The sequence below is a fragment of the Cupriavidus sp. DB3 genome (genome assembly GCF_020418465.1).
Classification (GTDB): Bacteria; Pseudomonadota; Gammaproteobacteria; order Burkholderiales; family Burkholderiaceae; genus Cupriavidus; species Cupriavidus cauae.
Genome location: NZ_JAIZPL010000003.1, coordinates 841,967 through 864,308, shown reverse-complemented (window position 1 = coordinate 864,308; position 22,342 = coordinate 841,967). Strand labels below are relative to the sequence as shown.

The 22,342-nt window shown below is 66.7% G+C and carries 18 protein-coding genes and 2 tRNA genes; 7 read left to right on the top strand and 13 right to left on the bottom strand.

From position 1 onward, the window contains the following. Positions 1–9: 9 nt before the first annotated feature. From K7G19_RS13420 to K7G19_RS13410, 3 genes are read right to left on the bottom strand one after another with little or no spacing between them, the layout of a single operon-like run. Positions 10–1,212 (bottom strand): ABC transporter permease, encoded by a 1,203-nt coding sequence (locus K7G19_RS13420; RefSeq protein WP_149319847.1) that lies wholly within the window; start codon positions 1,210–1,212, stop codon positions 10–12. Beyond that, positions 1,209–2,258, bottom strand: coding sequence for a microcin C ABC transporter permease YejB (locus tag K7G19_RS13415; RefSeq protein WP_226107634.1), 1,050 nt, complete (start codon positions 2,256–2,258; stop codon positions 1,209–1,211). Before K7G19_RS13415 ends, K7G19_RS13420 begins: the two co-directional genes overlap by 4 nt. 46 nt (positions 2,259–2,304) lie before the next feature. Next, entirely contained in the window at positions 2,305–4,194 is a 1,890-nt protein-coding gene (locus K7G19_RS13410; protein ID WP_149319845.1) for an extracellular solute-binding protein, read from the bottom strand. A gap of 373 nt (positions 4,195–4,567) precedes the next feature. Here K7G19_RS13410 and fabI point away from each other — a divergent pair, with 373 nt between their 5' ends. From fabI to K7G19_RS13380, 6 genes are all read left to right on the top strand, one after another. Further along, positions 4,568–5,356: an enoyl-ACP reductase FabI gene (gene fabI, locus K7G19_RS13405; RefSeq protein WP_006578939.1), complete on the top strand. Its 789-nt coding sequence runs from the start codon at positions 4,568–4,570 to the stop codon at positions 5,354–5,356. 107 nt (positions 5,357–5,463) lie between these two features. After that, positions 5,464–5,540, top strand: a tRNA-Pro gene (locus tag K7G19_RS13400). A 51-nt stretch (positions 5,541–5,591) separates the two neighbouring features. Further along, positions 5,592–5,668, top strand: a tRNA-Arg gene (locus K7G19_RS13395). Between the two features lie 249 nt (positions 5,669–5,917). Next, complete coding sequence (gene infA / locus K7G19_RS13390) at positions 5,918–6,139, top strand: translation initiation factor IF-1 (RefSeq protein ID WP_006578938.1); 222 nt, start codon at positions 5,918–5,920, stop codon at positions 6,137–6,139. 746 nt (positions 6,140–6,885) lie between these two features. After that, positions 6,886–7,362, top strand: a complete 477-nt coding sequence (locus K7G19_RS13385) for a histidine phosphatase family protein (RefSeq protein WP_149319844.1) — start codon at positions 6,886–6,888, stop codon at positions 7,360–7,362. Between the two features lie 345 nt (positions 7,363–7,707). Next, a complete protein-coding gene (locus tag K7G19_RS13380) occupies positions 7,708–8,544 on the top strand; it encodes a GNAT family N-acetyltransferase (protein WP_149319843.1) in 837 nt (278 codons plus the stop codon). A 157-nt stretch (positions 8,545–8,701) separates the two neighbouring features. Here the strand turns inward: K7G19_RS13380 and ppx are convergent, their stop codons facing one another. Continuing rightward, positions 8,702–10,234: an exopolyphosphatase gene (gene ppx, locus K7G19_RS13375; RefSeq protein WP_226107632.1), complete on the bottom strand. Its 1,533-nt coding sequence runs from the start codon at positions 10,232–10,234 to the stop codon at positions 8,702–8,704. Positions 10,235–10,364: 130 nt separating this feature from the next. Between ppx and ppk1 the strand changes: the two genes are divergently transcribed. Continuing rightward, a complete protein-coding gene (gene ppk1, locus K7G19_RS13370) occupies positions 10,365–12,482 on the top strand; it encodes a polyphosphate kinase 1 (RefSeq protein ID WP_149319841.1) in 2,118 nt (705 codons plus the stop codon). 92 nt (positions 12,483–12,574) lie between these two features. On the opposite strand, the gene phoR is transcribed toward ppk1, so the two are convergent. The 9 genes from phoR to folP all read right to left on the bottom strand — a co-directional run bounded on the left by phoR (position 12,575) and on the right by folP (position 22,179). Further along, positions 12,575–13,894: a phosphate regulon sensor histidine kinase PhoR gene (gene phoR, locus K7G19_RS13365; RefSeq protein ID WP_149319840.1), complete on the bottom strand. Its 1,320-nt coding sequence runs from the start codon at positions 13,892–13,894 to the stop codon at positions 12,575–12,577. Positions 13,895–14,085: 191 nt separating this feature from the next. Further along, complete coding sequence (gene phoB, locus K7G19_RS13360; RefSeq protein ID WP_149319839.1) at positions 14,086–14,793, bottom strand: phosphate regulon transcriptional regulator PhoB; 708 nt, start codon at positions 14,791–14,793, stop codon at positions 14,086–14,088. 180 nt (positions 14,794–14,973) lie between these two features. Beyond that, entirely contained in the window at positions 14,974–15,678 is a 705-nt protein-coding gene (phoU, locus tag K7G19_RS13355) for a phosphate signaling complex protein PhoU (protein ID WP_006576606.1), read from the bottom strand. Positions 15,679–15,752: 74 nt separating this feature from the next. Further along, the gene (gene pstB / locus K7G19_RS13350; RefSeq protein ID WP_006576607.1) at positions 15,753–16,541 is read right to left on the bottom strand and encodes a phosphate ABC transporter ATP-binding protein PstB; all 789 of its coding nucleotides are present in this window, start codon (positions 16,539–16,541) and stop codon (positions 15,753–15,755) included. 49 nt (positions 16,542–16,590) lie between these two features. Then, positions 16,591–17,502, bottom strand: coding sequence for a phosphate ABC transporter permease PstA (pstA, locus tag K7G19_RS13345; RefSeq protein WP_150082649.1), 912 nt, complete (start codon positions 17,500–17,502; stop codon positions 16,591–16,593). After that, on the bottom strand, positions 17,499–18,464 hold the full coding sequence (gene pstC / locus K7G19_RS13340; protein WP_226107630.1) for a phosphate ABC transporter permease PstC: 966 nt from the start codon (positions 18,462–18,464) through the stop codon (positions 17,499–17,501). The genes pstA and pstC overlap by 4 nt, the downstream gene beginning before the upstream one ends. Positions 18,465–18,559: 95 nt before the next feature. After that, complete coding sequence (pstS, locus tag K7G19_RS13335; protein WP_149319836.1) at positions 18,560–19,591, bottom strand: phosphate ABC transporter substrate-binding protein PstS; 1,032 nt, start codon at positions 19,589–19,591, stop codon at positions 18,560–18,562. A gap of 292 nt (positions 19,592–19,883) precedes the next feature. After that, complete coding sequence (glmM, locus tag K7G19_RS13330) at positions 19,884–21,227, bottom strand: phosphoglucosamine mutase (RefSeq protein ID WP_226107628.1); 1,344 nt, start codon at positions 21,225–21,227, stop codon at positions 19,884–19,886. A gap of 85 nt (positions 21,228–21,312) precedes the next feature. Then, positions 21,313–22,179 carry a dihydropteroate synthase gene (gene folP, locus K7G19_RS13325; protein WP_226107626.1) on the bottom strand — a complete coding sequence of 289 codons (867 nt, stop codon included), beginning with the start codon at positions 22,177–22,179 and terminating at the stop codon, positions 21,313–21,315. Between the last annotated feature and the right edge of the window lie 163 nt (positions 22,180–22,342).

Sequence of the window (22,342 nt, the reverse complement as noted above, 5' to 3'; positions counted from 1 at the left end):
GAAGGTCGTTCATGGCCGCGCTCCCGCGGCGGACTGCCCCGCCGCCGCGGCGTCCGCCGCCGGTCCGCCCGCCGATCCCGCCGAGGGGTCGGGCAGCTTGGGTTCGACCCGGCCGCGCAGCGCCGCCAGGCCCAACCGCGTATCGAAGGCATCGCGCAGCGCGTCGCCCATGAAGGTCAGCAGCAGCAGCGTGACCACCAGCACGCCGAAGGTCGACAGCGAGATCCACCACGCGTCCAGATTGGCCTTGCCCTGCGCCAGCAACTCGCCCAGGCTCGGCGTGGTCGGCGGCACGCCCAGGCCAAGGAAGTCCAGGCTCGTCAGCGCCAGGATCGCGGCGCTCATGCGGAACGGCAGGAAGGTGATCACCGGCGTCAGGCTGTTGGGCAGGATATGGCGCCACATGATCTGCACATTGGACAGGCCCAGCGCGCGCGCCGCCTTGACGTAGTCGAGCGAGCGGTTGCGGTAGAACTCGGCGCGCACGTAGTCCGACAAACCCATCCAGCCGAACAGCGACAGCAGGATGATCAGCAGCGCCAGGCTCGGCTCGAAGATCGACGCGAAGATGATCAGCAGATACAGCTCGGGCATCGAGCTCCAGATCTCGATCGCGCGCTGCGAGATCAGGTCGAAGCGCCCGCCGAAGAAGCCCATCAGCGCGCCGGTGATGGTGCCGATCACCACGCCGATCACGGTCAGCGCCAGGCCGAACAGCACCGACACGCGGAAGCCGTAGATCAGCCGCGCCAGCACGTCGCGGCCGCGGTCGTCGGTGCCGAGCCAGTTCTCCGACGACGGCGGCGCGGGATTCGGCTCCTTGGCGAAGTAGTTCAGCGTGTCGTACGAATAGCGGTTGGGCGGATAGATGGCCCAGTTGCCGTTGCTGGTGATGCGCTGGCGGATGAAGGGATCGAGATAGTCGGTCGGGGTCGGGAAGTCGCCGTCGAAGGTCGTCTCGGCATAGGTCTGCACGATCGGGAAATACCACTCGCCGCGGTACTTGACCACCAGCGGGCGGTCGCTCGACAGCACCTCGGCGAACATGCTGAGCACGAACAGCACGACGAAGGCGATCAGGCTCCAGTAGCCGAGCCGGTTGCGGCGGAAGCGCTGCCAGGCGCGCTGGCGCGGCGACAGCGAGGACGGCAGCCGGTCCAGGCGCGGCGGCCGCGGGGTCGAGCGGAAAGGAGTTTGCCAACGCGGGATCATCGCGGCATGGCCTCGAAATGGATGCGGGGGTCGACCAGCACGTAGCAGACATCGGAGATCAGCCGGGTCACCAGGCCGATCAGCGTGAACAGGTACAGCGTGCCGAGCACGACCGGATAGTCGCGGCGCAGCACCGCCTCGTAGGACAGCAGGCCCAGTCCGTCGAGCGAGAACAGCGTCTCGATCAGCAGCGAGCCGGTGAAGAAGGCGCCGATGAAGGCCGCCGGGAAGCCGGTCACCAGCGGGATCAGCGCATTGCGGAAGATATGCTTCCACAGCACGCGCCGCTCCGACAGGCCCTTGGCGCGCGCGGTCAGCACATACTGCTTGCGCACCTCTTCCAGGAACGCGTTCTTGGTCAGCATCGTCACCACGGCGAAGCTGCCGACCACGGACGCGGTGATCGGCAGCACCAGGTGCCACAGATAGTCCATCACCTTGCCCATCAGGGACAGCTGCTCCCAGTTGTCCGAGGTCAGGCCGCGCAGCGGGAACCACTGCACGAAGGTGCCGCCGCCGAACAGCACCAGCAGCAGCACGCCCAGCACGAAGCCCGGGATCGCGTAGCCGACCAGCACGACCATGCTGGTCACCACGTCGAAGCGGCTGCCCGCCCGGATCGCCTTGGCGATGCCGAGCGGCACCGATATCAGATAGGTCAGGAAGAAGGTCCACAGGCCCAGGCTGACCGACACCGGCAGCTTGGACTTGACCAGCTCCCACACGCTGCGGTGCTGGAAGTAGCTCTGGCCCAGATCGAACTGCGCAAAGCGCTTGAGCATCATCCAGTAGCGCTCCAGCGGCGGCTTGTCGAAGCCGTACAGCGCCTGGATCTCCTTGATCTTCTCGGGGTCGACGCCGCGCCGGCCGCGATATTCGGCACCGCCGCCGCTGGCCTCGCCGCCGCCCCCGCGGCCCTTGAGCTCCATCATCATCTGCTCGACCGGGCCGCCGGGCACGAACTGGATCACGACGAAGGTCAGCGTGATGACGCCGATCAGCGTCGGGATCATCAGCAGAACGCGTTTGAGCAGATAGGCCAGCATGCCGTTTCCTGTTTTCCTTTGGCGCCAGTCGCGGCCATCGCCGCGGTCAGCGCGCCGCCTTGGCCGGGCCTGGCTTCGCTTCGGCCGCCGTCGCCTGGGCCGCCTTCGCCTGCGCAGCGGGCACATCGCTGCGCCACCAGCTGCTCAGCACCCAGCCCTCGGCCGTGTAGTAGTACGGCAGCCGCTGCGGATAGACCAGCTCGCGCCGGTAGGCCACGCGATGCGAGGCGCTGTACCAGTTCGGCACCACGTAGTAGCCGTGCATCAGCACGCGGTCGAGCGCGCGCGACGCATTGATCAGGTCCTTGCGCGTATGCGCGCGCAGCACCTGGTCGACCAGCTTGTCGACCGCGGGCGATTTCAGCCCGAACAGATTGTCCGAGCCCGGCATCGAGGCCGCCTCGCTGGTGAAGCGATCGCGCAGCTCGTTGCCGGGGCTCTGCGAATCGGGGAAGCGGATCGACACCACGTCGAAGTCGAAGTCTTCGAGCCGCTTCTGGTACAGCGCGAAATCGGTGGTGCGCTGATGGACCTGGATGCCGAGCTTTTCCAGGTTGCGCACATAGGTCGTGATGACGCGGCTCATCGCGCCGCCGTCGTCGAGAAACTCGAACACGAAGGGCTCGCCCTTGGCGTTGCGCAGCGCGCCGTCGCTATAGGTCCAGCCCGCCTGCGCCAGCAGCCGGCGCGCCTCGCGCAGGTTGTCGCGCAGCGAGCGCGGCGGCTCGGTGGTCGGCTGCGTGACAATGGGACCGAATACCTCGGGCGCCAGCTGGTCGCGCAGCGGCTCCAGCAAGGCCAGCTCGCCGGGGCCGGGACGGCCGTCGAAGGTTGCGCTGGCGGCCAGCTCGCTGTTGGAGAACCAGCTGTCGAGGCGCTTGTAGGCGCCGTAGAACAGCTGCCGGTTCAGCCATTCGAAATCCAGCGCGAGGATCAGCGCCTGGCGCACGCGCACGTCCTGGAACAGCGGCTTGCGCATGTTCATCACGAAGCCCTGCATGCCCGCGCCATTGCGGTGCGGGAATTCGGTCTTCATCAGCTCGCCGTTGGCGAAGCGCTTGCCGACATAGCTCTTGGCCCAGCTCTTGGAGCGGTACTCGACGATGGCGTCGAATTCGCCGGCCTTGAAGGCCTCCAACCGCGCGGTCTCGTCCTTGTAGAGGCGGTACACCACGCGGTCGAAGTTGAAGGTGCCGCGCCGCACCGCCAGGTCCTTGCCCCAGTAGTTCGGATTGCGCTTGTAGATGATGCCGCGGCCGGCGTCGTAGCGCTCGATCAGATAGGGACCGCTGGTGACGGGCGTCTCGAAGGTCAGCTTCTCGAACGGCACCTTGGCCGTCCATTTGCGCGAGAACACCGGCAGCGAGCCGACGATCAGCGGCAGCTCGCCGTTGCGCTGCTTGAAGTCGTAGCGCACCGTCCGGTCGTCGATCACGGTCAGCGATTTGACGTCGGCGCACATGCTGCGATAGCCGGGGCTCGAGGCCTTGCTCATCAGCATGTCGAAGGAATACTTGACGTCGCTGGCCAGCACCGGATCGCCGTTGTGGAAGCGCGCCTGCGGATGGATGCGGAAGGTCACCGACAGCTCGTCGGGGGCCACCGTGACGTCTTCGGCCAGCAGGCCGTAGGCGCTGGCGGTCTCGTCGGCGCTGCCGATCAGCAGCGACTCGAACATCAGCGAGGTCAGGCCCGGCGCGGCGACGCCCTTCAGCGTGAACGGGTTGAACTTGTCGAAGCTGGTGCGCCGGTCCGGATTCGCCAACGTCAGCGTGCCGCCGCGGGGGGCATCGGGATTGACGTAGTCGAAATGGTGGAAGTCGGGCGGGTACTTCAGGTCGCCGTGCAGCGCGAAGCCGTGCGCGGCCCATGCCGTGGTCGGCATCGTCGGCAACAGCGCGGCCACCAGGGCGGCTGCGGCGGACCGTGCCAGCATCTGGACCAGGCCGGTGCGAGTCCGCGCCCGGATACGATGCCATGCCGAAAACGGCCCTGCTGCTTGCCTTTGCATCCGGTCGATGCCCTCCCCCAGAACTTCGCTTGCCAAGTACGGCCGCGGTCGGTGCCCGGGCCAAGTTGTGCGACAATTTTACCTTCGTTCGGCGGCGTTCCAGCCATCCGGACATTCCAGTACGCGGCGTGGCCGCGGCCGCAACGGGCCTGCCCGCTCGCCATCGGCGATCCGGTACGGCAAGCGGGTCGGTCATCCGGCCCTGCGGCCCGGCGAGGCTCAGCACGAACCGTGCCCGGCAGCGTGCCCCACGCCGGCGCGCCGCGAACGCGCATCACAAGACCACCATGGAGAACTTATGGGATTTCTGGCAGGTAAGCGGATCCTGATCACCGGCTTGCTGTCGAACCGCTCGATCGCCTACGGCATCGCGTCGGCCTGCAAGCGCGAAGGCGCGGAACTGGCCTTCACCTATGTCGGCGAGCGCTTCAAGGACCGTATCCAGGACTTTGCCAAGGAATTCGGCAGCGATCTGGTATTCGAATGCGATGTGTCGAGCGACGAGCAGATCGCCGCCACCTTCGCCGCGCTCGGCCAGCGCTGGGACAAGCTCGACGGCCTGGTCCATTCGATCGGCTTCGCCCCGCGCGAGGCGATCGCCGGCGACTTCCTCGACGGCCTGTCGCGCGAGGCGTTCCGCGTCGCCCACGACATCTCGGCCTACAGCTTCCCGGCGCTCGCCAAGGCCGCGCTGCCGCTGCTGTCGGACAAGGCCTCGCTGCTGACGCTGACCTATCTGGGCAGCGAACGCGTGGTGCCCAACTACAACACGATGGGCCTGGCCAAGGCGTCGCTGGAAGCCAGCGTGCGCTACCTGGCCGCCTCGGTCGGCCCGCGCGGCATCCGCGCCAACGGCATCTCGGCCGGCCCGATCAAGACGCTGGCCGCCTCGGGCATCAAGGGCTTCGGCAAGCTGCTCGGCCACTTCGAGGAAGCCGCCCCGCTGCGCCGCAACGTCACCATCGAGGAAGTCGGCAACGTCGCGGCCTTCCTGCTGTCGGACCTGTCGAGCGGCGTGACCGGCGAGATCACGTACGTCGACGCGGGCTTCAATATCGTCGGCGCCAGCCTGCCGGAAGGCGAGTAAGGTCGTAGAGGGCCGAACAGGGGCGAACAGGGACGGATAACCGGGCTGTCTGTGCACCGCCGATCGCGTTTGACCGCCGCAGTGCCGACGGATACAATGCGCGGCTTCGGGGCGTAGCGCAGCCTGGTAGCGCATCTGATTTGGGATCAGAGGGTCGCATGTTCGAATCATGTCGCCCCGACCAGAACGACAAGGGTTAGCAGGCCACGGCCGGCTAACCCTTTTTCTCTTCCGACCGCCCTTAGCTCAGTTGGATAGAGCACTCGCCTTCTAAGCGAGCGGTCGCACGTTCGAATCGTGCAGGGCGGGCCACACCTCTTTGGTGGCGGCAAAGGCACTCCCAGGCGGAGACTATTCCGCCCGATTTTCCCTCTGCTTTTATCGCCGCCGGTTCACAAAGCCTGCCGCGCCGACGCCACGTTTCGCCGGTTCCCGCCCGCGTACGGGAACTAAAGGCAGGCGCCCGGAACCCAAAATGCTGCAGGTGCGTTCGTGCTATAATCGCGCATCCGCAAAGGCGGCCGTCCGGCTGCCCATCATGGAGCCACAAAGGAAGGAAGCTTGGCTAAGGAAGAACTCATTGAATTCGGCGGCGTCGTTTCGGAAGCGCTGCCCGACAACCGCTATCGCGTGCTGCTGGAAAACGGCGTGGAAATCTGGGCCTACGCATCGGGCAAGATGCAGAAGCACCGGATCCGTATTCTGGCCGGCGACCGCGTGACGCTGGAAATGTCGCCCTACGACCTGACCAAGGGTCGCATCAACTTCCGTCACAAGAGCTGATACCGGACCGCCCGGTCCAACGGTTTCGCTCCTGTTCGGCGTCGCGGCGACGACGCGATTCTGCTCGTCGCCTGGCCGCGTCGTGCCTCCCACCCAGCGCAGCTTGCACGCGGTCACTCGATCCGAATGACCGCGACGGTGGCGTTCGCGCGTCTGGCGGGAAGATGCCTCGCCGCACCCCTTCGAGGTGCCGGTGTACTGGCATCGACCGCGCCGCCCTCCCCCCTGAAGTTCGACACGGCCCTCGCCTTCGGTCGCCCCTTTGCCGGTCGTCCCGTCGCCACTCGTTTCATTGCTGGTCGCCCCGTCGTCGCTCTTAGCGTTACCCCTTTTGCCGGTCGCCCCGTCGTCGCTGGTTTCATTGCTGGTCGCCCCGGCGTCGCTCTTCCCTTACCCTTGCCGGTCGTCCCGTTGCCGGTCGTCCCGTCACGACACGCATTGTGACCGTCGCGCGACCGTCATCGTGCTGTCATCGACGCCGCCGATACTCCCGCGTCGCCCGGTGACATGATCCTGTCACCGGCATGGCGGCGCATTGCCCACGCCATGTCGGTGCGCGATACTGACCGCGGCATCGACTGGCCGGCCACGCACCGGAAGACGGCGCCGACACCACGGACCGGACGCCGCGTCGAACGCAGGCCGGACACCCCAGTCGAACCGATCCAGACGGAGCCGGTACCGGTTTCCGGAGTTCCAACACGAACGACCACCGCACGGCATTCGCGCCGTGCCGATCTCCAGCAATGAACCTGATCCTGTGGCGCCACGCCGAAGCGGAAGCGCTCCCCGATGTTGCCGGCATGGGCCGCGCCGCGGACCTGCAACGTGCCCTGACCCGCCGCGGCCGCAAGCAGGCCGAAGCCTCGGCCGCCTGGCTGCGGGCGCATCTGCCACCCGATGCGCGGCTGTTGTGCAGCCCCGCGCAGCGCAGCCGCGAAACCGCCGCGGCGCTGCGCGCTGACGCGCTGGTGGTGCCCGCGCTGGCGCCAGACAGCGATGTCACGGACGTGCTGGCGGCGATCGACTGGCCGCATGCGGCCGGTACCACGGTCGTGGTCGGCCATCAGCCCTGGATCGGCCGGCTCGCGGCTCTGCTGCTCGCCGGCACGGAGATCAGCTGGAGCATCCGCAAGAGCGGCATCTGGTGGCTGACGGCCCGCACGCGCGAGCACGAGGACCAGGTCGTGCTGCGCGCGGTGATCAATCCCGAATTCCTGTGACCTTCGTCCGGCGGCGCTGCGTGGCGAGGTGATCGTCGCCACGCCGTCATGTCGCGACGCCTTCATGCCGCGACGCCTTCATGCCGCGACGCCCTCATGCCGCGACGCCCTCATGCCGCGACGCCCTCATGCCGCGACGCCTTCATGCCGCGACGCCCTCATGCCGCGACGTCCTCATGCCGCGACGTCCTCTGTCGCGACGTCCTCTGTCGCGACAGGTTCATGCCGCCACGCCCTCATCTGCCACGGCAGCACGGTCACGCAACCGTCATCGCCGGTTCACGGCTCTGTCACCGCTCCCCTCTACATTGTTTCGCAGCCATGTTGTCATCGAAAGGACATCTGATGCGAGACCTCCCGACGCCTACCCAGCCGCTCTTCGATTCCTTGCCCAATGGCCTGGCGGGCCATCCGGGCCGGAGGCGTCTTCATCGCCAATCCGTTGCGCAGCAAGATGCAGCGCCTGCTCTCAGCGTGGCGTGGGCGCGCCACCAGGACGAAGTAGTCGAAGCGCAGCGCCTGCGCTACAAGGTATTTGCCGAGGAGATGGGCGCGCGCCTGTCGACCTCGTCGCCCGAGCTCGACATCGACATGTTCGATGCCTACTGCGACCACCTGATCGTGCGCGACCTCGCCACGCTGAAGGTCGTGGGCACCTACCGCGTGCTGCCGCCGCACCAGGCCAAGCGCATCGGCTGCCTGTACGCCGAATCGGAATTCGACCTGGTCCGGCTGGCCCACCTGAAGCCGAAGATGGTCGAACTGGGCCGCTCGTGCGTGCACCGCGACTACCGCACCGGCAGCGTGATCATGGCGCTGTGGGGCGGGCTGGGCGAGTACCTGCAGCGCTGGGGCATCGAGTCGATGCTCGGCTGCGCGAGCGTGCCGATCAACGACGGCGGCCATATCGCCGCGAGCCTGAGCCGCGTGTTCGCGCGCGACTATCTGGCGCCGATCGAATACCACGCGTTTCCCCGGCTGCCGCTGCCGGTGCACGAGCTGAACCAGGATCTGGAAGTCGAGCCGCCGGCGCTGATCAAGGGCTATCTGCGCCTGGGCGCACGCATCTGCGGCATGCCGGCCTGGGATCCGGACTTCAACGTGGCGGACTTCCTGACGCTGCTGCGCGTCGGGGATATGAATCCGCGATACGCGCGGCATTTCCTCGGGCTGCAGCGCTAAGAGGTTGAGGGCTTGAGGCAGCGCGCCAGCCGCGCGCTGTCTCCTCTCGCCGCCTCCCGCAAGCGGGGGGCACTGTCCGGAGCCCTCTCCCGCAAGCGGAAGACGTAGAACACCGGCGCAATCTCTACGCGTCTGCCGGTGGCGGATTGCCCGCCCTTCAGACGTACACCACCTTGTAGCGGATCCCGATCCGCTCCCATTCGTCGGCTTCCTTGCCGAGGCTGTATTCGACCAGCGGATTGGCCTCGACCCACGCCTTCGGCAGCCGCACCTCGAAGCCCTCTTCCAGCGCGTCGGCGCGCTGGCTGACCCTGATCTCCGGCAGTTCGACGTCGGCACGCCGCCGGCACAGCACGAAGGCCAGCCGCAGGCTGAACAGCATGCGCCAGTCGAGAAAGCGGCCGCGCCCCGACAGCTTGCCGAGCTTGCCGGCATGGCCGAGCAGCAGCGTGGCGAGCCGCGCCTGGTCGGTCTTGGAAAAGCCCGGCATGTCCGCATGCGTGGCGATATAGGCCGAATGCTTGTGGTAGCTGCTGTGCGCGATCGACATGCCGATCTCATGCAGGCTGGCGGCCCAGCCCAGCAGCGCCAGATTGTCCTCGCGCCGTTCGTTGGCCGGATCGGGAAACTGGGCCAGCAGCCGTTGCGCGGCCTGCCGCACGCGCGCGGCCTGGGCACGGTCGACGCCGTAGCGGCGCATGAACTGATCCACCGTCACCGTGCGCATGTCCTCGTGATGGCTGCGGCCGAGCAGGTCGTACAGCACGCCCAGGCGCAGCGCGCCGTCGGTGACGTCCATGCGGTCGATATCGAGCTCGGCAAACACGCCGAGCATGATCGACAGCCCGCCGGGCAGCACGGGGATGCGGTCCGGCTTCAATCCGACCAGCCGCACGCGGTTGGTGTTCTCCGCCTTGATCAGCGCGCGCTTGAGCCGCTCCAGCCCTTCCCGCGTGATGCCGTGCTCCTGCGCGTTGTCGTTCATGCCGTTGAGCTCGATCAGCTCGGCCAGCGCGCGCGCGGTGCCCGACGAGCCCACCGCCTGCTGCCAGCCTGCGCTGCGGTACTGGCGCACCAGCACCTGGATCTCGCGGCGCGCGGCCAGCTCGGCCTGCTTCATCGCGTATTCATCGACATTGCCGCTGGGGAAGAACTGCCGGCTGTGCGAGACGCAGCCGATGTAGAGCGACTCCATCAACTTGGCGGTGTAGCCATGGCCGATGATGAATTCCGTCGAGCCGCCGCCGATATCGACCACCAGCCGATTGCCGGCGCAGGCCGGCGCATCGTGCGACGCGCCCAGATAGATCAGCCGGGCCTCCTCGCGGCCGGCGATCACCTCGATCGGAAAGCCCAGCGCGTTCTCCGCCTCGATCAGGAATTCGGAGGCGTTCTTGGCCACGCGCAGCGTATTGGTGGCGACCGCGCGCACCTGGTCCGGCGAGAATTCGCGCAGGCGGTCGCCGAAGCGCCGCAGCGCCTCCACGCCGCGGCGCCGCGCCGGCTGGTCCAGGTACTTGTCTGCGGTCAGGCCCGCGGCCAGGCGCACCGGCTCGCGCAGCGCATCGACCTGGAAGATCTGGCTGACCGGACCGGTCGCGGTCTGGGTCTCGTCCACCCGGCCGATCATCAGCCGGAAGCTGTTGGAACCCATATCGACGGCGGCGAGCAGGCGTGGAGTATTGTTCATCGTCATAGCAGTCTGAAAACGCGGACCGGCTGCATTCCGTTTATCGCGGGCCGCGCGAGGCACGAAGAATATGTCCTGGCCGTGTCGGTGTCATGACAAAATCACGTTGTCATCAAGTTGACACGATTCTATGGAAAAGTCGCCGCATCGCCCAAAGAAGGTCATGCCCATGTCGACGACCCCGCCCGGTACGCTGCTCAATCGCGAACTCGGCATCCTGGAATTCAACTCCCGTGTGTTGGCCCAGGCAGCGGACCCGGCAGTGCCGCTGCTCGAGCGCCTGAAGTTCATCTGCATCGTGTCGAGCAATCTCGACGAGTTCTTCGAGATCCGGATGGCCGGTCTCAAGGAGCAGATGCGCGACAACCCGTCCGGCCTGACCCCGGACGGCCTGTCGTTCCAGCAGACCTACCAGTCGATCACCGAGCGGACACAGCGCCTCGTTGCAGCGCAGTATGCCATGCTGCAGGACGTGCTCTTCCCCCTGCTGGAGCGCGAGGGCGTGTTCTTCCATATGACCACGGTCTGGAACGACGCGCAGCGCGACTGGGCGCGCGACTTCTTCGTGCGCGAGATCGGTCCGGTGCTGACGCCGATCGCGCTCGATCCGGCCCATCCCTTCCCGCGTGTTTCGAACAAGAGCCTGAACTTCGTCGTCGAGCTGTCCGGCAAGGACGCGTTCGGCCGCGAGGCGGACCTTGCGATCGTGCAGGCCCCGCGCGCGCTGCCGCGCGTGGTGCGGATGCCGCAGTCGCTGTCGGGCTATCCGTACGGCTTCGTGCTGCTGTCCTCGTTCATGCAGGGCTTCGTGCACGAGCTGTTCCCGGCGATCGAGGTGGACGGCTGCTATCAGTTCCGCGTCACGCGCAATTCGGACCTGTTCGTCTCCGAAGACGAAATCACCGATCTGCGCGAGGCGCTGCAGGGCGAACTGCCGACGCGCCACTACGGCGACGCGGTGCGGCTGGAGGTCGCGGCCGAAACGCCGCCGGCGCTGACGCGGCGGCTGCTGACCGAGTTCGCGCTCGGCGAGCAGGACCTGTATCGCGTCAGCGGGCCGGTCAATCTGGTGCGGCTGATGTCGATCCCCGACATGGTCGACCGCCCTGCCCTCAAATATCCGCCGCACGTCCCCGCCGCAGTGAAGGCGTTCAGCGGCGGCACGCCGATGTTCGACGTGATCCGCCAGCGCGACGTGCTGCTGCACCATCCGTACGAGAGCTTCAGCTCGGTGCTGGACCTGCTGCAGCTGGCGGCCAACGATCCGGACGTGGTCGCGATCAAGCAGACCGTCTACCGCACCGGCAACGATTCGCTGGTGATGGAAGCGCTGATGACCGCGGTGCGCAACGGCAAGGATGTGACCGTCGTGCTGGAGCTGCTGGCGCGCTTCGACGAGGAAACCAATATCAACTGGGCCGAGCGCCTCGAATCAGCCGGCGCGCACGTGATCTACGGCGTGGTCGGCCACAAGTGCCACGCCAAGATGCTGCTGATCGTGCGGCGCGAGCCTGCCGGTCCGAAGAGCAAGCAGACCAAGCTGCGCCGCTATGTGCATCTGGGCACCGGCAACTATCATCCGCGCACCGCGCGGCTGTACACCGACTTCGGGCTGCTGACCGCCAACGAGGAAGTGTGCGAGGACGTGCATCACGTGTTCCAGCTGCTGACCGGCACGGCCGGCTCGATCAAGCTCAAGCACCTGTGGCAGTCACCGTTCACGATGCAGAGCAATCTGGTCGAACATATCCGGGCCGAGGCGCGCAACGCGCGGGCCGGCAAGCCGGCGCGCATCATCGCCAAGATGAACGCACTGCTGGAGCCGTCGGTGATCGAGGAGCTGTACAAGGCTTCGCGCGCCGGCGTGCAGATCGATCTGATCGTGCGCGGCGTCTGCGCGCTGCGGCCCGGCGTGCCGGGACTGTCCGAAAACATCACGGTGCGATCCATCGTCGGCCGCTTCCTCGAACACCATCGCGTCAACTACTTCCTGGCCGGCGGCACCGAGCTGCTGTATCTGTCGAGCGCCGACTGGATGGACCGCAACCTGTTCCGCCGCGTCGAGGTCGCCTTCCCGATCCTCGACAAGACGTTGAAGACGCGCGTGATCCAGGAAGGGCTGCTGGTCCATCTGCGCGACAACGGCTCGGCCTGGGTCATGCAGCCGGACGGCAGCTATGTCCAGCAGACGGGCAAGGGGAAGGAACGGCGGGTCAGCCAGATGGAGTTGCTGGGGATGTTCGCCTGAGGGCCACACGGCCTTTCCTGCTGGTTCCTGCTGAAGAGAAAGGCGTGCAGGAAAGGCGGTACCTCGTCCGCCAATCAACCCGAGATCCGCCTCTACGCCGCGTGCCGCGCGCCCGGCTGGTGAATGCTGCGATCGACGGGGAACACCACCCGGAACACGCTGCCCTTCCCCACCTCGCTGCTGATGCGCAGTTCGGCGTGGTGGCGCGACAGCACGTGCTTGACGATCGCCAGGCCCAGGCCGGTGCCGCCGGTATCGCGCGAGCGGCTGCGGTCGACGCGATAGAAGCGCTCGGTCAGCCGCGGAATGTGTTCGGCGGCGATGCCCAGGCCCGTATCGCTGACCGAGAACACCGCGTGGCCGTCGCGATAGCACAGCCCGATGCCGATGCGGCCGCCGTCGGGCGTGTAGCGCACCGCGTTCGACACCAGATTGCCCAGCGCCGACAGCAACTCGGTTTCGTTGCCGCGGATGCCGACCGCCCGGTCGATGTCGGCGGTGATCTCGTGCCGGCCCTGCGACAGCCCCTGCGCGTCATGCACCAGGTGGTGCACCAGCGCGCCGATATCGACCGGATCCTGGCTGGGCGGCTGCATGTCGCTCTCGAGCTTGGCCAGCGCCAGCAGGTCCTCGACGATATGCTGCATGCGCATGGCCTGCGTCATCATCATGTCGACATAGCGCCGACGATCCTCGTCCGAGACCGGCAGGTCGCGCACGGTCTCCAGAAAGCCCGTCAGCACCGTCAGCGGCGTCTTCAGTTCATGCGAGACGTTGGCGACGAAATCGCGCCGCATCGACTCGGTGTTCTCGAGCTTGGTGATGTCCTGCGTCAGCACCAGCTTGCGATTGTCGCCATAGGGCAGCACCTGCACCGCCAGCACGCTCTGCTTGTGTTCGCCCATGTCGCGCATCTGCAAGGGTTCGTCGAAACGTTGCAACATCAGGTACTGCACAAACTCCGGGCGCCGGATCAGGTGCGTGATGCGCTGGCGCGCGTCGCGCCGTGCGCTGAGGCCGAAATGCAGCTCGGCCACGGCGTTGCACCACTCGATCTGGTCGGCGTCGTCCAGCATCAGCACGCCGTTGGGCGAGGCCTGGATGGCCTGGATGAAGCGCGTGTGCTGCTGCTCGACCTGCAGCACCTGCATGCGCCAGCGCTTGACCAGGCGGTGCAGCCGATAATAGACCTCGCCCCACAGCCCGACCGCGCTCGGAATCTCGCCGTAGGCCGGCGCGTCGAGCACCTTCCACAGCCGGTTGATCTGATACAGATAAAAGACAAGCAGCGCGAGCAGCGCGCCGGTGGTCAGCGCCAGCGCGGCGGTCACGCCGACGAAGACGGCGAGCAGCGCGGCGGCGATGGCCAGCAGGATCAGGACGGCCGCGGATCGGGCCCAGATGACATTCATGAGATCGTGCGATGGCAGCCTGGCGGGGAACGGCGTCGGTGGAGATCAGGTCCGGCCGCCGCAGGCGGGATGGGCCGCAGTGTGCCACGAAAAATGGAACGGCGACGCAACGGCGAGGCAACCGCGCGGCGACAGAATAGCCGCCTCGCCCGGGCCGCCAACCGCGCGGCAAACCGCGCGAGGCCGGCCGCTCACTGCCCCGGCGAACGGGCCAGGCGGTAGCCGCTGCCGCGAACGGTCTCGATCATCGCGCTGTAGCCCCCGGGGGCCAGCGCCGCGCGCAGGCGCTTGATATGCACGTCGACGGTGCGCTCCTCGACGAAGACGTGGTCGCCCCAGACCTGGTCGAGCAGCTGCGAGCGGCTGTGCACCCGCTCCGGATGCGTCATCAGGAAATGCAGCAGGCGGAATTCGGTCGGGCCAAGCTCGAGCTTGATCGGGCCGGATTCGTCTTCGCCGGTGACGCGATGCGTGGCGGGATCCAGCCGCAGGCCGTTGATCGCCACCACGTCGTCGGTCAGCTGCGGCGCGCGCCGGCGCAGCACCGCCTTGATGCGCGCCAGCAGCTCCTTCGGCGAGAACGGCTTGGTCACGTAGTCGTCGGCGCCGGCTTCCAGCCCCATGACCTTGTCCTGCTCCTCGCTGCGCGCGGTCAGCATGATGATCGGGATCTGCTTGGTGCGTTCGTTGTTGCGCAGCTCCTTGGCGAACACCGCGCCCGACTTGCCCGGCAGCATCCAGTCGAGCAGGACCAGATCAGGCAACACATCGCTCATCAGCGACAGCGCCTGCTCGGCGTTGTAGGCACGAATCGGATAGTGCCCCGCGTGCTGCAGGTTGACGGCGATCAGTTCGGCGATGGCCGGTTCGTCTTCGACGACCAGAATACTGCTAGGCATGAATGAGTTCTCCGCTCTCTGGCAGGTTCAGGTATTGGCAGATGGAACAGCGAGATGGCGATATACAGCGGACGAAATACAGCGAGCCATGTACGGCAAGCGCCTCGCAACGGCCAGGTACCGACCGGGCAGCTGAACAACGGGCAGGTACCGCGGCGTCGTTCGACCGGTGCGGCCCGATCAGCTCAGCGCTTCCTTTTCCATGTCCTCGCGCGAGGTATGGCGAACGTCGGTGCCCTTGACGATATAGATGATGAACTCGGCGATGTTCTTGGCATGGTCGCCGATGCGCTCGACCGCCTTGGCGATGAACAGGAAGTCCAGCGCGACCGAGATCGTGCGCGGGTCTTCCATCATGTAGGTGATCAGCTTGCGCACGAAGGCACGGAATTCGTCGTCGATCGCCTTGTCTTCCTTGACGATGCGCGCGGCCGCGACCGTATCGAGGCGGGCGAAGGCATCGAGCGACTTGCGCAGCAGCGCGATCGCCAGGTCGCCGGCCAGCTTGACCTCGGCGTAGTTGATGCCCTGCGCGCCGGTCTCTTCCATGATGTGCTTGGTGCGCTTGGCGATCTTCTCCGCCTCGTCGCCGGCGCGCTCCAGGTTGGTGATGGTCTTCGAGATGGCCATCACGAGGCGCAGGTCGCGCGCGGTCGGCTGCCGGCGCGCGATGATATTGCCGCAGTCGGCGTCGATCTCGATCTCCAGCGCATTGATCTGGTTCTCGCGCTCGATGACCTGCTCGGCCAGCGTGGCGTCGAAATCGGCCAGCGCCTTCATCGCGGTATCGATCTGCGCCTCGACCAGGCCGCCCATCTGCAGCAGCTTGGTATTGATCGCGTTGAGGTCGGCGTCGAATTGGGTCGACAGGTGCTTGTCGGTCATCATGTTCTCCTGGCCGCGGATGCTGGCGCGTCGCGCGGCACGGCGGGCGTTGCTTGGAAGGGCTGCCTTGGTGCTCAGCCGAAACGGCCGGTGATGTAGTCCTCGGTTTCCTTGCGGTGCGGCTTGATGAAGATCTTCTCCGTCTCGCCGAACTCGATCAGCTCGCCCAGGTACATATAGGCGGTGAAGTCCGAGCAACGCGCGGCCTGCTGCATATTATGGGTCACGATCACCACCGTGTACTCGTCCTTCAGTTCGGCGATCAGTTCCTCGATGCGGCCGGTCGAGATCGGGTCCAGCGCCGAGCACGGCTCGTCGAGCAGCAGCACCTCGGGGCGGATCGCGATGCCGCGCGCGATGCACAGCCGCTGCTGCTGGCCGCCGGACAGGCTGTAGCCCGACTGGTGCAGCTTGTCCTTGGCCTCGTTCCACAGCGCGGCCTTCGACAGCGCCCACTCGACGCGGTCGTCCATCTCCGAGCGCGACAGCTTCTCGAACAGCCGCACGCCGAAGGCGATATTGTCGTAGATCGACATCGGGAACGGCGTCGGCTTCTGGAACACCATGCCGACCTTGGCGCGCAGCAGCGCGATGTCCTTGCGGCTGGTCAACAGGTTCTCGCCGTCCATGTTGATCTCGCCCTCGGCACGCTGCTCGGGATAGAGCGCGTACATCTTGTTCAGGGTGCGCAGCAGGGTCGATTTGCCGCAGCCCGAGGGACCGATGAAGGCCGTGACCTTGCGGTCCGGGATCGACATGTTGATGTTCTTCAGCGCGTGGAACTGTCCGTAGTAGAAGTTCAGGTTGCGCACGTCGATCTTGGCGCGGACGCTGTCGGGGATGTCGATGACGGTCGAAGTCATGCTGGGTCTCGCAGGTAGATTCGTGGTTTCGCAGGCTGCGCGGTTTGGCTCACTGGCTCTTCTTGAACAGCACGCGCGCCAGGATGTTCAGCGCCAGGACGCCGATCGTGATCAGGAACACGCCGGCCCAGGCCAGCTGCTGCCATTCGGTGAACGGGCTCATGGCGAAGCGGAAGATCGTCACCGGCAGGTTGGCCATCGGCTTGTTCAGGTCCGTGCTCCAGAACTGGTTCGACAGCGCGGTGAACAGCAGCGGCGCGGTTTCGCCGGCGATCCGGGCCACCGCCAGCAGCACGCCGGTGATGATGCCCGCGTACGAGGCCTTGACGGTGATCGACAGCACCATCTTCCATTTCGGCGTGCCGAGCGCGAAGGCGGCCTCGCGCAGCGCATTGGGCACCAGGTTCAGCATGTTCTCGGTGGTGCGCACGACGATCGGAATCTGCAGCAGCGCCAGCGAGCAGATGCCGGCCCAGGCCGAGAAATGCCCCATCCGGGCCACCACCAGCGCGTAGACGAACAGGCCGATCACGATCGACGGCGCCGACAGCAGGATGTCGTTGATGAAGCGGATGAAGCTGGCCAGCGGCGACTTCTGGCCGTACTCGGCCAGATAGATGCCGGCCAGGATGCCCAGCGGCGTGCCCAGCACGGTGGCCAGGCCCACCATCACGAAGCTGCCGAAGATGGCGTTGGCAAGGCCTCCGCCGGCGGTGTTCGGCGCCGGCGTCATCTGCGTGAACAGGTCGATCGACAGGCCGCCGATGCCCAGCGAGATCGTGGTCCACAGGATCCACGCGAGCCAGAACAGGCCGAAGGTCATCGCCGCCAGCGAGGCCGCCAGCGCGTAGACGTTCATGCGCTTGCGCCGTGCCTGCAGGCGCTCGCGCACCTCGTTGGCATCGGCGTGGACGGCCGGGATCGACGAGGTCGACATGGTCGCTTGGCTGGTCGAATTCATTTCTTGCCCTCATTGCGCGACAGGCGCAGCAGCAGCAGTTTGGACAGCGCCAGCACCACGAAGGTGATGAAGAACAGGATCAGGCCGAGCTCCATCAGCGCGGCGGTATGCAGGCCGGGACCGGCCTCGGCGAACTCGTTCGCCAGCGCGGACGTGATGCTGTTGCCCGGCGAGAACAGCGAGGCGTTGTCCAGCAGGTTGGTGTTGCCGATCACGAAGGTGACCGCCATGGTCTCGCCCAGCGCGCGGCCCAGGCCGAGCATCACGCCGCCGATCACGCCGGCGCGGGTATAGGGCAGCACGACGCTCCACATCACCTCCCAGGTGGTGCAGCCCACGCCGTAGGCGGACTCCTTGAGCAGCACCGGGGTGACCTCGAACACGTCGCGCATCACCGAGGCGATGTACGGAATGATCATGATGGCCAGGATCACGCCCGCGCACAGCAGGCCGATGCCCAGCGGCGCGCCCTGGAACAGCGGCCCGATCAGCGGCAGTTGGCCCACCGTGGCGGCCAGCGGCTTCTGGAAGTATTCGCCGAACAGCGGCGCAAATACCAGCAGGCCCCACATGCCGTAGACGATCGACGGCACCGCGGCCAGCAGCTCGATCGCCGTGCCCAGCGGGCGGCGCAGCCATGCGGGCGAGAGCTCGGTCAGGAAGAGCGCGATGCCGAAGCTGACCGGCACCGCGATGATCAGCGCGATCAGCGAGGTCACCACCGTGCCGTAGATCGGCACCAGCGCGCCGTAGATATCCGCGGGGGGATCCCACTGCGCGGTCCACAGGAATTTGAAGCCGAAGGCCTGGATCGAAGGCCAGGCGCTGATGGCGAGCGAGACGATGATGCCGCCCAGCAGCATCAGCGTGATGATGGCGGCGCCGCGGGTCAGGCCACCGAACAGGATGTCACCGGTGCGGCCGGGTGCGCGTACGGCGGGAAGATCGGACGTGGTCGCCATGGCAGGGAGTATTCCGGTTTGCGCCCTTCTCCCGCATGCGGGAGAAGGGCTTGGGGAGAGGGCCGACTGCGCCCTCCCTTCGCATCGACAGACGATCAGTACAGGCCCTTGCCCGAGGCGTCCTTGATGCTGCTCTTCCAGGTCGCGCGGATCTGGTTGACGACCGACTCGGGCATCGGCACGTAGTCCAGTTCGCTCGCCATGCTGGCGCCGCTCTTGTAGGCCCAGTCGAAGAACTTCAGCACTTCCGCGCCCTGCGCCGGCTTTTCCTGGTTCTTGTGCACCAGGATGAAGGTCGCGCCGGCGATCGGCCAGGCGTCCTTGCCCTGCTGGTTGGTCAGGATCTGGTAGTACGACTTGCTCCAGTCGGCGCCGGCGGCGGCAGCCTTGAAGGCGTCGTCGCTCGGCTCGACGACCGCGCCCGCGACGTTCTTCATCTTCACGTGGGTCATCTTGTTCTGCTTGGCGTAGGCGTACTCGACATAGCCGATCGCGCCGTTCAGGCGCTGCACGAAGGCGGCCACGCCCTCGTTGCCCTTGCCGCCCGTGCCGCCGCCCGGCCAGTTGACCGAGGTGCCTTCGCCCACCGAGCTCTTCCAGTCAGCGCTGACCTTCGACAGGTAGTTGGTGAAGATGAAGGTGGTGCCCGAACCGTCGGCGCGGCGCACCGGCAGGATGTCCTGGCTCGGCAGCTTGGCGTTGGGGTTCAGCGCCTTGATGGCCGGATCGTCCCACTTCTTGATCTTGCCCAGGTAGATGTTGGCCAGCACTTCGCCGGTGATGGTCAGTTCGCCCGGCTTGATGCCTTGCAGGTTGACCACGGGCACCACGCCGCCGATCACCGTCGGGAACTGCACCAGGCCTTGCTTGGCCAGTTCCTCGTCCTTCAGCGGGGCGTCCGAGGCGCCGAAATCGACCGTCTTGGCGTTGATCTGCTTGATGCCGCCGGACGAGCCGATCGATTGATAGTTGACCTTGTTACCCGTAGCTTTTTGGTATGCGTCGGCCCACTTGGAATAGACGGGCGCCGGAAAAGAAGCGCCTGCACCGGTAATTTCTGCCGCGAATGCGGAGCCTGCTACCACCATCGAAACGATGCCCGCAACGGCAGTCTTGACCAGCTTCATATGTCCTCCAGAGAACATGGTTGGGAATGTCAGTTTTTTGACATCCCGAACTGTATGCGGCCTCTATGACAGTTCCATGACATCGCGAAAATTTCTCTGAAGAGACATTTAAGGCAAGCGAGGGGGCGTCGGCTGGGGGTAGCTGGAGCGGATGCGGGTGGCTGGGGTGGCTGGGAGGACCGCGGAGGTGACCGGGCGGTGGGTTGCTGGCGGTTGAGTGGGGGCTGGGGGCCAAAGGAAAACGCCCGGCCGAGGCCGGGCGTTCCATGGCGGCTGACTGCCTTGCGCCGTGTCAGGTCGCCAGCGCGTCGGCCAGCTTGCGGGCCGCCTGTTCGGCGGTCTCGGCCTGTTCGGCCTCGACCATCACCCGCACCACCGGCTCCGTGCCGGAGGCACGGATCAGCACCCGACCCTTGCCGGCCAGCGCCGGCTCGATCTCGGCGCGCGCGGCCTGCAGGCCGGCATGGTTCTGCCAGTCGAAGCCCTTCTGCACGCGCACATTGATCAGCGTCTGCGGGAACAGCGACACGCCGTCGAGCAGCTGGGCCAGCGTCTTGCCGCTGCGGCGCAGCGCCGCCAGCACCTGCAGGCCCGACACGATGCCGTCGCCCGTCGAGTGACGATCCAGGCACAACAAGTGGCCGGAGCCCTCGCCGCCCAGCGTCCAGCCGCGCTTGCCCAACTCTTCAAGCACGTAGCGGTCGCCGACCTTGGCCCGTACGAATTGGACGCCCTGGCGTTGCAGGGCCAGTTCGACCGCCATATTGGTCATCAGCGTGCCGACCACGCCGGGGACGCTTTGTCCGCAGGCGATGCGGTCCTGCACGATCGCGTACAGCAGCTCGTCGCCGTTGTAGAGCCGGCCGTCGGCGTCGACCACCTGCAGCCGGTCGGCGTCGCCGTCGAAGGCCAGGCCGAGGTCCGCACCCTGGGCCTTGACGGCCTCGACCAGCTTGTCGGGCGCGGTGGCGCCGTAGCCGTCATTGATGTTGCGGCCATTGGGCTGGTTGCCGATCGACACCACGTCGGCGCCCAGCTCGTGGAACACGTGCGGCGCGATGTGGTAGGCGGCGCCATGCGCGCAGTCGACCACCAGCTTCAGGCCGTGCAGGTCCCGGTCGTACGGGAAGGTGCTCTTGCAGAACTCGATGTAGCGGCCTGCCGCATCGTCGATCCGGCGGGCGCGGCCCAGCTGGTCGGACGGCACGCAATGCATCGGCGCCTCGAGCTCGGCCTCGATCGCCAGTTCGACCTCGTCGGGCAGCTTGTCGCCGGTGGCCGAGAAGAACTTGATGCCGTTGTCGTGATACGGATTGTGGCTGGCCGAAATGACCACACCAGCGGCCAGGCGCAGCGCGCGGGTCAGATAGGCGATGCCCGGCGTCGGCAGCGGACCGGTCAGCAGCACATGGACACCGGCCGCGGTAAAGCCCGCCTCCAGCGCGGCCTCCAGCATGTAGCCGGAAATCCGCGTGTCCTTGCCGATCAGCACCGTGGGCTTGCCCTGCGAGCTCGGCTGGCCAAGCGCCAGCACGCGTCCGGCCGCATAGCCGAGCCGCATCACGAAGTCCGGCGTGATCGGCGCCTCGCCGACCCTGCCGCGCACGCCATCGGTGCCGAAATATTTACGTGTCATCCGATCGTTCTCCCTGTTCTGATTCGGGTTCAGGTGTTTGCGTTGTGAGGGGGTTCGCGGTGTTGCGGCGATGCAGTGCCCGGACTCAGGCCGCGGCATCCACGCGCTGTTGCCGCACGGCCCACCAGGTCTTGATCGCATCGACCGACGCCTGCACATCGTGCACGCGCACGATATAGGCGCCGCGTTCGGCCGCGCACACAGCCGCGGCGATGCTGGCCGCGACGCGCTCCCGCGGCGGCCGTCCGCCAAGGATCGCGCCAAGCGTCGATTTGCGCGACAGCCCTGCCAGCAGCGGCAGGCCATCGACGGCCAGCTGCGGCAGTTCGCCGAGCAGGCGCAGATTATGATCCGCGGTCTTGCCGAAGCCAAAGCCCGGGTCGAGCACGATGCGGCTGTCGTCGATGCCGGCCGCGCGCAGCGCATCGACCCGCTCGCGCAGGAAACCGCGGACCTCTCCGACCACGTCGTCGTAGTGCGGGGCCTCCTGCATCGTCTGCGGGTCGCGCTGCATGTGCATCACGCATAGTCCCGCATTGCCCGCCTCGGCTGCCGCCACGGCCTCGAGCGCGCCCGGCATGCGCAGGCCCCAGATGTCGTTGATCAGGTCGGCGCCGGCCGCCAGCGCGGCGCGCATGGTCTCGGGCTTGTAGGTATCGATCGACAGCGGCTTGCCGCAGCCGCGCAGCGCCTCGACGACGGGCAGCACGCGCGCCAGCTCCTGCTCCAGCGGAAGCGACGCCGAGCCGGGCCGGCTCGATTCGCCGCCGATATCGATGATGTCCACGCCCTCGGCGATCATCTGCTCGGCATGCCGCAGCGCCGCGTCGCGGCTCGCATGCTGGCCGCCGTCGGAGAACGAGTCCGGCGTCACGTTGAGAATGCCCATGACCAGCGGGCGGCGGTCGCGTGCAAAGCGATAGCGCCCGCACTGGAAATACGAGGTCGACAAGTTGCGGTCCTGAATAAGCGGGGAAGGAATATGCGGGGACGTCGGGCGAGGCACGTGGCGCGGAAAGTCGGGACGAAAGCCGGGACCAAAGCCGGCACGACAGTCGGGACGAAAAAAGCCGGTGCCCTGGGGCACCGGCTTTGCGAGGCTCAGCGCGTGACGC